The following is a 13,536-nucleotide window of genomic DNA, read 5'->3' as shown; positions in this document are numbered from 1 at the left end:
TACTGGCCCTTGACGGGCGCAACCCACTGGCCGCCGATCCAGTTGTCGTAACGCGATTGGAAGGACATGACGGCGTCCGGCGAACCCGGGCGGGCATACACAGTCATCGGAAAGCTCCTGTTAAATTTCAGCGTTTCAGTTGTGACCCAGAACACTAAGGAGTGCACCGTTGCAACTACGTTGCACGTTGCAACGGCGCTGGCGGGTCGACGGATGGGATGCAAAGGGCGTCACATCTGCGATATGTCGTTGCTCACCAAGCTCATTTCGGTGGAGTTTGAGATTGTGGGCTTGCTTTGAAACGAATGGCGATGCTCGCTCATCGTATCCCTTGTCGTTTGTGAGCTAGTCGGGGTAGTTACTCGGTGCGGACGGGTCTCCGCAGAGACCGAATCGTGTGTAATCATCTAGCATTCGGCGTATTCGAAGGAGCGTCTCCCGAATCTCGTTGGTCACCAGTGGTCCGATATCGGACTCTTCCGCCAAGAACGAACGCCGCCATGTGCCCCACCATGTTCCAAGGCCACGACCGGGTTCCCGCACCGTGACCCGCCAGTCGGTATCCCAGCGTGTTTGAAACGAATTCGAGAACCTGATGACGATCTCTGCCTCGGGGTAGGTAAGATAGAGTGTGCTTGCTGTTGAGGTGATCTCCTGCACCCCAGGGAGACTCGTTAGATCGATGAGCGATCCAAGCGTCAGGGTTCTGCAGGGCGCGACCCGCGTCGTTTCGCATTGGTCCATGTTTGGTTCTCCCTGGAAGGCTTAGTGATTCAGGTATCAATCGTCGGGCCACACAAGGACGCGTACGATCTTGGTGAGAAATCGTCGGCCCTCAGCGACGAACACTACGGTCCCTGGATTCTCTCGCCATTGAGACCAGCGTCACACAGTCGCTGCGGTCTGACTACCTCCGATCGGAGGTCATGCCCAGCGGATGGTATGTGGATACCAGGTCCTGACATCTGGGCAGGATCGTGTTCAGTTGATCCACTCCGGTGGTGCCGTCGGGGAAATTTTGCACCAACCTGAAACTGGTCCGGGCTGATTTGGAGCGCTCCGACGAGCGTGCACAGTGCCTTCTTGCAGTTCGGCCACGAGGGCGGCAACGCCGCAGGTGAGCACGCCTACACGCTGACCGTGACCGACATCGCCACCGGCTGGACCGAGAACCGCTCCGTGCGCAACAAGGCCCGCAAATGGGTGATCGCCGCCCTGGACGAGATCGCGAAGATCATGCCGTTCCCGATCCTGGGCGTGGACAGTCCTGGGCAGTGAGTTCATCAATCATCACCTGTTGGCGTGGTGCGAAAGATGCAAGATCACCTTCACCCGGTCGCGGCCCGGCAACTCCAACGACGGCTGCCACGTGGAGCAGAAGAACTGGGCGAATCGCGACCGGGGCGCGGTGCTTCAAATTCGGAAATGCCTGCAGTGCAGCGGCGATCCACAGCCGCAGTCATGGTGTCGTAGGCGGTGTCGTAGGCGAGCTGCAACCCCGGAATCTCGAACCTCTGCCGACGCAGCCAGGTGTCGTGTACCTTCGTCCACGCCTTGCCCTCGTAGTAGACGATCCCTGACGCAGAAGTAGTTTCTATACACGATGCCGTGCCGACATCAGATCGCGGCGCACTCCTCCCGCCCCCGCAGCAGATCTCTCGCGGCCTCCTGCTCGACATCGGGGATCGTTACCGCCACGATCTGACCCAGATGCAGCAGCCGTGCCAAATTGCCGTGCGTCTCGCTTATCGGTCTTGACTCGGTCACCGGCGGGACGTTGCAGTTTTGATGGTGCCGCGACCAGGCACTCGATCCCCGAGGCCAGCAGGAACCGCGCCAACCCGAACCCGGTCGGCCCGGCCTCGTAGGTCACCGCCGCCGGGTCCGGCAAGGTACGTATCCATCCGAAAATTCCGTGGCGATCCGGCGTCAACCGCCGCTCGAACAGCTCGCCGGTATCCCCGTCGAGTCCACATGCGACCACCGACCGCGCGTGCACATCCACCCCAACACTGATCCGAAAATGGGGTGAGATACGTGCGGTCGGAACACGCGCTCCGCTGTGCATCCGGGCCAACAGGAAACCGTGATGGTCATCGAAGTGTCCGTTGAGCGCCTCCTCGAGGCGGCCGAGCTTGGTGCGCATCCGGGACCGCGCCTTCTGTGCCAGGACCTTCGGGTCGTGTTGTCCCGCGATCAGGGCGTCCATCATTTCCCGCCCGGACACTCCGAAGATGTCGGAGGCAACGACCGAGAGCTTGATGCAGGCGTCCGCGAGGAGCTTTTCCACCCGATTCTTCTCCGCCGTGCGGGCAGCGATCAGGGCGCTGCGGTAGCGGGTCAGATCCCGCAACTGCCGTATCGGGCGCGGGGGCACGAAACTCGCCCGCAGCATCTGCCGTTCGGCGACCTTGCACAGCCAGACCGCATCGCGCACATCGGTCTTCGGCCGACCCGGTAGGTGTTTGACGTCGCGGGCGTTGACCATCCAGGGGTCGAGCCCGTGCGCCTCCAGCAGGTAGAACACCGGTTTCCAGTAATCGGACGTCGCTTCCATCACCACTCGTTCGATCCCGAGGTCGATCAGGTAGTTGGCCAGCTCAGTCAGTGCCCGGCTCATCGTGGCGTGGGTGGTGACCTCTTGTAGTCGCCGAGTCGATGCGCCGCTGCCCGGGACGCGGACACAGCACACCAGCTCCGCCTTGCCGATGTCGAGTGCCGCGACCCTGGCGATGATCTGTTCCTCGTCGCGAGGTTCGGTCAGCATCTTCTGCCCCTGTTCTGCGCGCATACCGATCTGTCATAGGTGATCGCCCGTGGGGTCACAGGAGGGAAAGGAAGAGAATCTGATCCTCGTGCTCGGTCCTCGGATGGCAACACTGAAGGGCCCACGGCGTGATCCCCGCGCCCCGCTCGTACACAGCCTCGAGGAACTAAAGTATTGCGGCGTCGACAGGCGACCACCAAATCATTTTCATTCCTGAACGGGCGTCCCGCCAGGGACACCCGCGCTCGTATGCTGATTCATTGCTGGGCCTCCCACATCTGTGGCTCTACCGGCCAGGACCGCTTCCTATCGGCAACCCACGATCACATGTGGCGCGAGGCCCCAGCCATTACCTCCATACCAACTTGTTGAACTGCTGCAGGAGATCGCGGTCTGCAGCCATGATCTCCTAGGCACCGACCGGGGTCGCTCGCTTCATACCTGTCACCCTGCTGTGGGGTTGGCTCCTAGACGGCCTGCGTCCCCGGCCGGCGCCGACGGCAGGAGTGGCTGAAGAGAGGCTTACAAAGCCGAAAGTTGGTATGCCCTCCTCGCTACCGAATCGAAACTGAGTTGAGGAGTTGGTGATGGCGCAAGTGCTCGAGGATTCCGGAAGACAGGTGATGATCTCCGTTGATCCGCACAAGGCGTCGTGGACCGCAGCCGCGGTCGACGCCTCGCTGCGACCGTTAGCCACCATCCGGGTCTCGGTCGGCGACGACGGTTACCGATCGCTTCGCCGATTCGCCCGGAAGTGGTCGAACACCCACTGGGCGATCGAGGGCGCAACCGGCCTGGGTGCGCCGCTGACGAGGCGCTTGAGCGAGGACGGTGTGGACGTGGTCGATGTCCCCGCGAAGCTGGCCGCGCGGGTGCGGCTTCTGTCCACCGGTCACGGCCGCAAGAGCGACGATGCTGACGCCGTGTCCGTCGGGGTCGCAGCGCTCACCGCGCACGGACTGACCACCGCCCGGATGGATGCCGCGGTCACCGCGCTGCGGGCGATCGTCGAGCAGATCGGGGCGGTGCCGGTGTAGCTGGCGAACGCGGCGGCCGAACGGAACCGGTGGATCGAACCGACCCGAGCGAGGATCTTGCCCGCGTTCAGCGTTCCGATCCCGCACAACTCGGTCAGGGAGGTGCCGGATACGGCGACCGCTGCCTCGATGTTGCTGGTGGCCTTGGCGATCCGCCGGTCCAGTTGCCGAATCTCACCAACTAGGTCGACCGCGAGGCCGCGCATAGTCTTGCCGGCGAGATCGCGGGGTCGGACTCGGCGCAACATCTCGGCGGCGCGGACGGCGCTCAGGCCACGGGGGGCGCCTGCGGGGATCAGGTGAGTGAGTACGACGTGGAGCCGGTTGACGGTTTGGGTGCGGGTCTTGACCAGGTCATCGCGGCGTCTTCGGGGGACGTCGTCCGCCACCGTCTTTCCCGCGCCGGAGACCGCCAACTGAACTGCGCCCTGCACACCATGGCTGTTACGCAGATCCGTAGAGACACACCCGGCCGCGCGTATTACCAACGAAAACGCGCCGCCGGAAAGAGTCACAGGGAAGCGTTGCGCTGCCTGAAGAGGCGGCTCTCGGACGTCGTCTATCGGCAACTTCTCCGCGACTCGGCGACAGAGCTGGCGGCAGGCCCGGGAGGACACTCGGGGGCGACTCTATCGTCCTGCGCGGCCGGCTGACACCCCGCACACCGGCACTTCGGACCAGTCACTTCCCGGACCTACCAAATTCCACCCTACAACCGGGGCCACAAGTTCGGCTTGACACAGAGAGGCGCCGTCTAATGGAAGCGCTCTTCGGCGCGGCTCTCACAAGCCGATCACGTGCCCCAGCGACTGGCAGGGTCACCGTCTACCTTCAGACCTCTCACACAGTCGGATGCCATCACAGCAGTGATCACCTTCCAGCAGCTCACTGCTCAGACTGCGCCCGGATCGGTAATATCTCAGGGACCTCCCGCCAGTCGCCTTGTGCGTGTCGGATCGTTGGTCCGACTCACCCATTAGGTGATGTCCCCACACCACTTCGAATCGACAGCCGTAGCGGTGAAGTCCCGCATCACCAGATCCGGAACGACCGGAGCCGACCTGTCCGCGATCGTCGTGCGCTTGCTGCGGCGCAGATGCCGGCCCACCACGCCGTTGATCCGCATCAACCGGGTCACCCGTTTCCGGTTGATCTTGCGCCCGCGGGAGCGGAGTTCGGCATGCACCCGCGGGGCGCCGTAGGCGCTACGGTGCTCGGCATGAATGGCGCGGATCTCTGCGACCGTCGCGGCCTCCTCGGCCTGGCGCTCGACTCGGGCAGACTCGGTGGTCAGGTGCTTGTAGTAGCCGGAGCGGGAGGTCCCGAGCATCCGGCACAGCCGCAGCACGGAAGAACTCGGCACGCTGAGCGGAGATGAAGTCCCAGCGGCGGGTCTTCACTTCACCTCCTTGATGCTTCTATGTCAAGCCGCCGCCGAAAGTGGTCCTTGTGTACGGTTTTCGATTGAAGATTCGATGGTGCGCAGGACCTGAAATACCCGGTCGGAAACACGTCGGCGGAGGAGGCGCACTGCTTCCCGCTTCGTCTTCCCGGCTGCCTGCTGCTTGGCCACGTAGTCCCCACCCGGGCCGCCGCGCGCGACCTGCGTGGTGGCGATCGCGTGCAGCGCGGAGTTCACGGCACGGTTGCCACCGCGATTGAGGCGGACCCGCTCGTGGGCCGACCACACCGGGATCGGAGCGGTGCCGTTGAACTTCGCGTAAGCATCTTTCGAGTGGAAACGTCGAGCGTCGGCCGTCTCGCCGATGATGACGGCGGCGGAGAGAACCCCGCACCCGGGTATCGAGAGTAGCGACGGCGCAATCCGCCGAACGCGGTCGCGGATCTGGCGCTCGAGATTGTTGACCTGCTCGGTCAGCTGCCGGCACCGGTCGAGAAGTCGCGCGCGATCTGGGCGACCACACCGGTGAACGCGGTCAGCCGTTCGGCGAGCTCGTCCATGACGCAGTACCGCCGGATCCCCCGCACGGGAATCACCAGTTCAGGGTCTAGCTCGTGCAGGTGCCAGCGAAGCCGGTTGATGAGTTTCGTTCTCTCACAGATCAAATTGCGTCGGTGATCGGACAGGAGCTTGACCTCCCTGGTGGGTTCGTCCAGTTGGGCGATCGGCAGATTCTCCTCACGCAGCGCGGCCATCGCCACGGCGTGCGCGTCGATAGGGTCGGATTTTCCCGGCTGGCGGGCGCTGCGCCGATGCAGGGCCATCAACTGAGTCTTGACCCGCACGACCGCGTGGCCCCGGCGCAGCAGATCCGATTCGAGCCGCCGAGTCACGTGGCGGCAGTCCCGCCAGAAGTCCCGCTGCACCGCACGAGAGGGCTCCGGCCGGCCCGGTGAACGCATCGGAGGTCGCAATGCCCTGTCCGCCGCCCACTTCCGCCTGGTACCCACCGGCGCCTGAGACATCTGCTTGTTGCTGTATCCCATCGCACACCTCCGTCATCGAGGTGTTGCATCGACCGGTTGAGCCCGCCCAATATACCGCGCTGCGGTTCACGCAGCGGCTCGTGGATGCCGGCATCGCCCCGTCCACCGGAAGCGTCGGGGACAGCTTCGACCACGCGCTCGCCGAAAACCTGTGGTCGACCCTGAAGATCGAGTTGATCTATTGGCCCGCAACCATTTTCGCAACCCGGACGGAAGCGGAGTGGGCGTTGTTCCGGTACATCGACGGCTGGTACAACGCGCGCCGGATTCAGGCCGGCCTGGGTGGGCTCTCGCCCGCCGAGTACGAACGATCCCATCAGGACATGCCGCACGAACAGGAGGCAGATATCATCCAGCCAGTGCTTGCCGGAGCCAGATAGAAAGGTCTCCGGAGAAGCGGGGGAATCTCATTGCTGTCAAAGAACGACCTCTGGCCGAGGCCCGGACGGGCGCTGTGCCCGCATCTCGAGCAGGGCGCCGGCCGGTGCGAGGAGTAACAGTATCCCGGGGATCACGAACCACCAGGCGAGCGTCGATGTTGCCGTGTCCTGGGTCGGGATACTCATCGCCACCCGAAAATCGGAGACATCACTTTCGATAATGGACGCCAGGCCCTGAAATCTGGGCAGGATCGTGTTCAGTTGACCCACTCCGGTGGCGACGTCGGGGAAATTCTGCACCATGAACCCCTCAAACTGCTCCGGGTTCATCTGGAGTGCCCCGGCGAGCGCGGGTAGAGTCTTGGCTTGCAGTTCGTCCGACATCGCCTGCACGACGTTCATGTCCGAACGTACTTGGTCAGCACCAGCGGTGGTAAATACCGGGCCGAATGTCGCATCGATCCGGTCGACGGCCGCGCCTTTCTCCGGGACGGACAGCACCACCGTCGCGAGCATGAGGGCCGCCCCGACCCCGACGCTGGCCCACAACGCCGACTTACCGACTGCCTGTCGTTCACCCCGAAGTGTGAAGAATAGCCCGGCCGCAGCCAGAAGCGTGAGGATCGCGCCAGGAATCCAGAACAGGAACGGCACCATAGTACTGGGCAGCCAGGCCGTCGGAATCTGGTCGGCCTTGGCGAAATCGGCCGACCGCGCCTCCAACCCGCCGACCAATCCATGGAATCGGGGCAGGATCGTGTTCAGCTGGCCCACACCCGTGGCGACGTCCCGGAAGTTGTCACCCAGGAACGCTTGGAATTGCGCGGGACTCATCTTCAGGGCGGCAGGCAACGCTGGCAGGGTCTGCGACTGCAGTTGGTCCGACATCGCTTGCACCGTGTTCAGGTCGGTGCGTGTCTGTTTCAGTGCCGCCGGGTCGAACACCGGCCGGAGATCTCCGGTGAGACGTTCGACCGCCTGGGTTTTGGCCAGCATGTCCGTCACGAACGGGACAGCCAACAGGCCGAGCCCGATAACGAGGATCGTGGTGAGGGCAATCTTTCTGGCGAGCACTCTGAGACTCCTTGCATACGATGCGGTGTCGGTGGCGTCGTCGCGGCTGATCTTGTCGGCGAGAACTTCTCTCCTGTTCAGAGGGGAGGCATTTTCGAGAGTGGGATGTGGGGTTTGTCGGCGATGAGGACTTCCGCGGTCAGGAACATCGCCGCGATGGACGCGGCGTTTTCCAGCGCCAATCGGGTTACCTTGACCGGATCCATGATTCCGGCGGCGATCATGTCACCGTACTCACCTGTTGCGGCGTTCAAGCCGTGCCCGATCGGGAGGTGTCGGACCTTCTCGACGACGACCCCGCCTTCGAGGCCGGCGTTGATGGCGATCTGTCTCAACGGTGCGTCGAGAGCCACCCGCAGGATGTTGGCGCCGGTAGCCTCGTCGCCGGTGAGATCGAGTGTGTCGAAGGCGGTGGCGGATGCCTGCAACAAGGCAACCCCACCGCCGGCGACGATGCCTTCTTCCGCCGCGGCCCGCGCGTTGCGGACAGCGTCCTCGAGCCGATGTTTGCGTTCCTTGAGTTCGATCTCGGTTGCGGCGCCGATCCGGATTACCGCCGCCCCTCCGCTGAGCTTGGCCAGACGCTCCCGGAGTTTGTCTTTGTCATAGTCGTCGGTCGATTGCTCGATCGCGGTGGTGATCTCCCTGACCCGGCCGGCGACCGCGGTGGCGTCGCCTGCGCCGCCGACGATCGAGGTGTCGTGTTTGGTGATCAGCACCCGGCGCGCAGAGCCGAGCAGATCGAGGCTCGCCGCCTCGAGGGTGACCCCGATGGCCGCGGAGATGACTTGGCCGCCGGTCACGATGGCCATGTCGCGCAGCATCAGCTCACGCCGGTCGCCGAAGCCGGGGGACTTCACCGCCGCCGAGGTGAACGTGCCTTTCACGTTGTTGACGACCAGGGTCGCGAGAGCATCGTCGGTGACATCTTCGGCAACGATCACCAGCGGGCGACCCGTCTTCATCACCTTCTCCACGATGGGCGCCAGTTGGTTGACCGAGTTGATCACCGACGAGACCAGCAGGATGTAGGGGTTGTCGAGGACGACCTCGAGCCGTTCGAAATCGGTGACGAAGTACGGGCTGAGGTAGCCCTTGTCGAAGCGCAAACCCTCGACGAGGTCGAGTGTGAGGCCGAAGGTGTCCGATGCCTCGGCGGTGATGATGCCGTGCACGCCGACCTGGTCCAACGCCTCGGCCACAATGGCGCCGATGGCGGGGTCACCCGAGGAGATCGTCGCGGTCGCAGCGATCTGTTCTGTGGTTTCGATCGGTCTCGCCGCGTCGTTGATCGCCCGGATAACGTCGACCAAACCGGCGCCGATGCCGCGCCCTATCGCCAGGGGGTTGGCGCCGGCGGCGATGTTACGCAGGCCCTCGCGCACCATGGCCTGGGCGAGCACGGTGGCGGTGGTCGTGCCGTCACCGGCCACGTCGTCGGTCTGCTTCGCGACCTCTTTGACAAGTTCGGCGCCCATCTTTTCGTAGGGGTCGTCGAGTTCGATACTGCGGGCGACGGTGACGCCGTCGTTGGTCACGAGGGGTTTGGCGACGTCGCGGCCGAGCACCACATTGCGGCCCTTGGGGCCGAGGGTGACCTTGACGGCGTCAGCGAGTTTGTCCACTCCCCGTTCCAGGGCGCGCCGCGCGTCCTCGTCGAAGGCGATCATCTTGGCCACGTTGCCTGCACGCTCTTTCTGTCTCTGATGGAAGTCTTCCCCGCGGGGTCGACCTCGGGAACGGCCGCGTTACTTGTGCAACTGCGTCAAACTGCCTTCGGGCTTTGCGCGCGAGACCGAGACCTCCTTAGCGGAGGACACCGCGCCGACCGACGGAAATCAGCACCACAAACCGTGGCTGCGCTGGGTACGCGGAGAAGACGCGACGGCGCAGCCACGGGATCTGATCACCTCACGCGTGGATGATCACGCCGCGGATGTTCTTGCCGTCCCGCAAATCCTGATAGCCCTGGTTGACCTGGTCGAGGGTGTAGCGGGTGGTGATCAGGTCGTCGAGTTTGAGCTGTCCGGCGTCGTAGAGGCGCAGGAGACGCACGATGTCGTACTGCGGGTTGGACGAGCCGAACAACGTGCCCTTGATCGTCTTCTCGTTGAGGGTCAGATCGGTGCCCGAGACGTGCACGGTGAGCTTCGCCGGGTCCGCCAGTCCGGTGATCACCACGGTGCCGCCCTTGCCGATCACCGCGGTCGCCGCCGAGACCACGTCCTCGTCTACCGTGCCAACCAAGATCAGTGCCTGGTCGGCGCCCTGTCCCCAGGTGAGTTCGTTGACCTGCGCCGCGGCGCTTGCGGCGTCGGCAAAGGCATGGGTAGCACCGTACTTGAGCGCGGTGTCGCGTTTGAACGCCACCGGGTCAACCACCACGACATACTTCGCGCCCGCGCTCACCGCACCCTGGACGGCGTTGATGCCCAGACCACCGATGCCGTAGATGACGGTCGTGTCGCCGGCCCGCACACCGCCGGCGTAGACTGAAGTGCCCCAACCGGTCGGAACACCGCAGCCGACGAGCACCGCAGTCTCGAGCGGCAGCCAGTCGTCGATCTTGACTACCGAGTGCTGGGAGATGGTGGCGCGTTCGGAAAAGGTGCCGAGCATGCACATCGCCCCGAAATCCAGTCCGTTGCCGTGGAATCGGAAACTGCCGTCGGGCATGCACCCTTCGAGGATGGTGGCGCCCATGTCGCAGAGATTGGAGCGTCCAGTGGCACAGTACCGGCAGGTTCCGCAGTTCGGGATGAAGCTGCACACCACGTGGTCACCGGGTTTGACCTTGGTGACGCCGGGGCCGACTTCCTCGATGATGCCCGACCCTTCGTGGCCACCGACGATCGGATAGCGCGGTGGCAGGTCACCGTCGGTCAGGTGCAGGTCCGAGTGGCACAACCCGGCGGCGGTGTACTTGATCAACACTTCGCCGACGCCGGGACCATCGAGGTCGAGCTCCATGATCTCGAAGGGTTTCCCGGGTTCCAGCAACACCGCTGCTTTGGTTTTCACTTAATACTCCTTGTCGGTATGAGTTCGTCAGAGCGCGATGTTGACGGACTTGATCTGCGTGTACAGGTCGATGGCGGAGCCGCCGAGTTCACGTCCCCAGCCGGACTGCTTGTAGCCGCCGAAGGGCATCGCGGTGTCGAAGCCGTTGTACTGATTGACCCACACCGACCCGGCCTTGAGCTTCTTGGCCGTCCGGTGCGCCTTGGAGATGTCCTTGGTCCAGATGCCCGCGGCGAGTCCGTAGATGGAATCGTTGGCCGCGGCGAGGACACCGTTGTCTGCGTCGAACGGCAACGCGGCCACCACGGGGCCGAAGATTTCTTCGCGGACCACACTGAACTCTGGTTTGACGTCGACGAACACCGTCGGCTCGACGAAGTACCCGCTCTCGCCCCACCGTTTGCCGCCGGTCAGAGCCCGTGCCCCGTCGGCCAACCCGTCTCGCAGGTAACCGGTGACCTTGTCGAACTGTTCCTGCGAAATCAGCGGACCGAGTTGGGTGGCCGGATCCATCCCGGGACCGATCTTGACCTTGCTCGCAGCCTCGGCCACCGCCCCGGTGAAGTCGTCGAAGATCCGGTCCTCCACGTACAGCCGGGTGCCGGCGACGCAGCACTGCCCGTGGTTGAACAACCACGCGTTGAGCGAACCTTCGACGGCGAGGTCGAAGTCGGCATCGGCGAACACCACATTGGCACTCTTGCCGCCGAGTTCGAGAGACACCTTCTTCAGGTTGCCCTTGGCCGCGTCGACGATCTTCTTGCCCACCTCCGTCGAACCGGTGAACGCGATCTTGTCCACATCCCCGTGCCCGGACAGCGCCGCTCCCGCGTCCCCGAATCCGGTGACGATATTGACCACACCCGGTGGGAACCCGGCTTCTTGGAACACTTCTCCGAGCAGCAGCGCGGTGAGCGGGGTCTGTTCGGCGGGCTTGAGGATGACGGTGTTACCCGCGGCCAGGGCCGGCGCCAGTTTCCAGGCGGCCATCAGCAACGGGAAGTTCCACGGCACGATGAGTCCGCACACCCCGACCGGCTCGCGCAGGGTGTAGGCGTGGAACTCTCCACCGGGGGAGAACGGCATGGAGACGTTGATGGTGGAGCCTTCGATCTTGGTGGCCCAGCCGGCGTAGTAGCGGAAAACATCCGCCGACCAGGCAACGTCGACTGCGGTGGCGATCCCCGCCGACTTGCCGTTGTCGAGTGCTTCGAGCTGGCCGAACTCCGCCGCGCGTTCGCTGAGGATGTCGCCCACCCGCCACAACAGGCGTTCGCGTTGGTTCGGCTTCATCGCCGGCCACGGACCGGTGTCGAACGCCGTGCGGGCGGCGCGGACCGCCCGATCGATGTCCTCGGCCTGGCCATGGGCCACCTCTGTCAGGGTGGCCCCAGTGGCCGGGTCGGTGGTTGCGAAGGTTTTGCCCGACGCGGCGTCCACCCACGCGCCATCGATCAGAAGCTTCTTGTTGCCATTCAGGAACCCGCGAACCGCGGGCAAGATCGGGTGTTCTGCTACAGCTGTCATCGCAAATCTCCTGGAGACAAATTTCGTGAATGAGACCTATTAGTGGGCGGCTTGTCGCTGGCTTTGTGCAAGCAGCTACCCTGTATGCCCCGCAGGTGGCGTAGCAGCCGGAGGCTTCGTACGGGGGCGGCACGCGTACGACGGTGACGATGCCGGTGGACCCCCGCAGCCCGGGGGCGTATCGAGGATCCTTTTGCATCGTGAATCCGACTTCGGTGTGCAGTGTTGGTGAATCGCACTTCACTCACGCTAGGAGCTGGGCGGTTTCGATGGCCGGATAGAACTTGTCGGCGTGGATTCGTGCCTCCGGCAGGCCCTTGGCTTCGAGGAGTCGGCCGACCGCGTCGCACATCTCCGGCGCGCCGCACAGATACGCGTCATAAAGTGAGGCGTCCCGGATGTCTCCGGCGAGGGCTCGGGTCACCCGCCCGACGCGCCCGTTCGGCGGCAACGTATCGGGCGAACCTTGCGACAGGCACGGAATGAATTGGAAATCGCGCAACCTTCGCGACAGTTCGGTTAGTTCGTCGAGATACACCAGATCACCGGCGGTGCGGGCTCCGTAATAGAACCGGATCGGGACGTCGATGTTCTGCTCGGCGGCGTCGGTCAGAATCGACAGGAGCGGCGCGATGCCGGAGCCGATCCCGACCGCGATCACCGGGCGACCGGTCTCCCGGAGGAACATCGTGCCGAACGGCGCCTCCAGATGCAGGAGCGATCCCGGCTCGATCCGATCGAGCACGGTGGTAAACACCCCGTTCTGCACGCGTTTGACGCAGAAGGTCAACTCGCGTCCCGAACTCGGCGGGCTCGCCAGCGAGTAGGAGCGGCGTTCCCCGGTGTCGAGGGTGAACTCCGCGTACTGACCGGCCCGAAAGCTCAGCGGATGGTCCAACGCGACCCGTAGTTCGACCAGGTTCGGCGTCAGCGTGCGCTGGCCGAGCACCCTCGCCCGCCGGGGCGATGGAGGTGTCATCGGCGGCAGCTTCTCCACACCGTCGTGCTGGTCAATCTCGATCACCAGATCGCTCTTGGCGTAGGCGCAGCAGAGCAGAATCGCCCCGTCCTCGCGTTCGTTGCGTGGGATCGCGTAGACCGACCCCGCCGAGTCGTCGACGTCGCCGTCGAGCAGCCAGTGCTTACACGAGGAGCAGTTCCCGTGCCGGCATCCATATTGCAGGTTGATGCCGTTGTGCAGGGCGGCGGTGAGAATGTCCTCGTCCTCGCCGACGGAGAATTCTTCCCCCGTCGGCTCAAGTGTTACGTGTGCCATCGACTA

General features: G+C 64.1%; 9 protein-coding genes and 6 pseudogenes. 4 read left to right on the top strand and 11 right to left on the bottom strand.

Translation table 11 applies throughout. The annotated features are described in order from the left end of the window. Window positions 1-1,095: 1,095 nt before the first annotated feature. A pseudogene (locus tag R4P95_RS33045) lies at window positions 1,096-1,390 on the top strand (integrase catalytic domain-containing protein); the annotation flags it as partial. Window positions 1,391-1,439: 49 nt separating this feature from the next. Here the strand turns inward: R4P95_RS33045 and R4P95_RS33040 are convergent. After that, window positions 1,440-1,999, bottom strand: a pseudogene (locus R4P95_RS33040) (IS110 family transposase); the annotation flags it as partial. 279 nt (window positions 2,000-2,278) lie between these two features. Then, window positions 2,279-2,767, bottom strand: a pseudogene (locus R4P95_RS33035) (IS110 family transposase); the annotation flags it as partial. A 587-nt stretch (window positions 2,768-3,354) separates the two neighbouring features. Here R4P95_RS33035 and R4P95_RS33030 point away from each other — a divergent pair. Then, window positions 3,355-3,804, top strand: coding sequence for an IS110 family transposase (locus R4P95_RS33030; RefSeq protein ID WP_317747463.1), 450 nt, complete (start codon window positions 3,355-3,357; stop codon window positions 3,802-3,804). 35 nt (window positions 3,805-3,839) lie between these two features. Here R4P95_RS33030 and R4P95_RS33025 read toward each other — a convergent pair. Further along, window positions 3,840-4,010: pseudogene (locus R4P95_RS33025) on the bottom strand (IS110 family transposase); the annotation flags it as partial. A 180-nt stretch (window positions 4,011-4,190) separates the two neighbouring features. Here R4P95_RS33025 and R4P95_RS33020 point away from each other — a divergent pair. Further along, window positions 4,191-4,457: pseudogene (locus R4P95_RS33020) on the top strand (transposase); the annotation flags it as partial. A gap of 326 nt (window positions 4,458-4,783) precedes the next feature. On the opposite strand, the pseudogene R4P95_RS33015 reads toward R4P95_RS33020, so the two are convergent. From R4P95_RS33015 to R4P95_RS33010, 3 genes and pseudogenes are all read right to left on the bottom strand, one after another. After that, a pseudogene (locus R4P95_RS33015) lies at window positions 4,784-5,216 on the bottom strand (IS3 family transposase); the annotation flags it as partial. An 11-nt stretch (window positions 5,217-5,227) separates the two neighbouring features. Then, window positions 5,228-5,608, bottom strand: a complete 381-nt coding sequence (locus R4P95_RS33725) for a transposase (protein ID WP_397517778.1) — start codon at window positions 5,606-5,608, stop codon at window positions 5,228-5,230. Window positions 5,609-5,679: 71 nt separating this feature from the next. Next, window positions 5,680-6,099, bottom strand: coding sequence for an IS110 family transposase (locus tag R4P95_RS33010; RefSeq protein ID WP_397517777.1), 420 nt, complete (start codon window positions 6,097-6,099; stop codon window positions 5,680-5,682). 176 nt (window positions 6,100-6,275) lie between these two features. Between R4P95_RS33010 and R4P95_RS33720 the strand changes: the two genes are divergently transcribed. Beyond that, the gene (locus R4P95_RS33720; protein ID WP_397517776.1) at window positions 6,276-6,632 is read left to right on the top strand and encodes an IS3 family transposase; all 357 of its coding nucleotides are present in this window, start codon (window positions 6,276-6,278) and stop codon (window positions 6,630-6,632) included. A gap of 36 nt (window positions 6,633-6,668) precedes the next feature. On the opposite strand, the gene R4P95_RS33000 is transcribed toward R4P95_RS33720, so the two are convergent. The 5 genes from R4P95_RS33000 to R4P95_RS32980 all read right to left on the bottom strand — a co-directional run bounded on the left by R4P95_RS33000 (window position 6,669) and on the right by R4P95_RS32980 (window position 13,530). Further along, the gene (locus R4P95_RS33000; RefSeq protein WP_317747465.1) at window positions 6,669-7,706 is read right to left on the bottom strand and encodes a hypothetical protein; all 1,038 of its coding nucleotides are present in this window, start codon (window positions 7,704-7,706) and stop codon (window positions 6,669-6,671) included. Between the two features lie 77 nt (window positions 7,707-7,783). Then, window positions 7,784-9,385 (bottom strand): chaperonin GroEL, encoded by a 1,602-nt coding sequence (gene groL, locus R4P95_RS32995; protein ID WP_317747466.1) that lies wholly within the window; start codon window positions 9,383-9,385, stop codon window positions 7,784-7,786. Window positions 9,386-9,617: 232 nt separating this feature from the next. Then, window positions 9,618-10,727 (bottom strand): NDMA-dependent alcohol dehydrogenase, encoded by a 1,110-nt coding sequence (locus R4P95_RS32990; RefSeq protein WP_317747467.1) that lies wholly within the window; start codon window positions 10,725-10,727, stop codon window positions 9,618-9,620. A 27-nt stretch (window positions 10,728-10,754) separates the two neighbouring features. Further along, a complete protein-coding gene (locus tag R4P95_RS32985) occupies window positions 10,755-12,254 on the bottom strand; it encodes an aldehyde dehydrogenase family protein (RefSeq protein ID WP_159929267.1) in 1,500 nt (499 codons plus the stop codon). A gap of 244 nt (window positions 12,255-12,498) precedes the next feature. Further along, window positions 12,499-13,530: a 2Fe-2S iron-sulfur cluster-binding protein gene (locus R4P95_RS32980; RefSeq protein ID WP_317747468.1), complete on the bottom strand. Its 1,032-nt coding sequence runs from the start codon at window positions 13,528-13,530 to the stop codon at window positions 12,499-12,501. Window positions 13,531-13,536: the final 6 nt, after the last annotated feature.

The sequence above is a fragment of the Rhodococcus sp. IEGM 27 genome (assembly GCF_033142305.1).
GTDB lineage: Bacteria > Actinomycetota > Actinomycetes > Mycobacteriales > Mycobacteriaceae > Rhodococcus_F > Rhodococcus_F oxybenzonivorans.
This window is presented reverse-complemented; position numbering and strand designations above follow the sequence as displayed.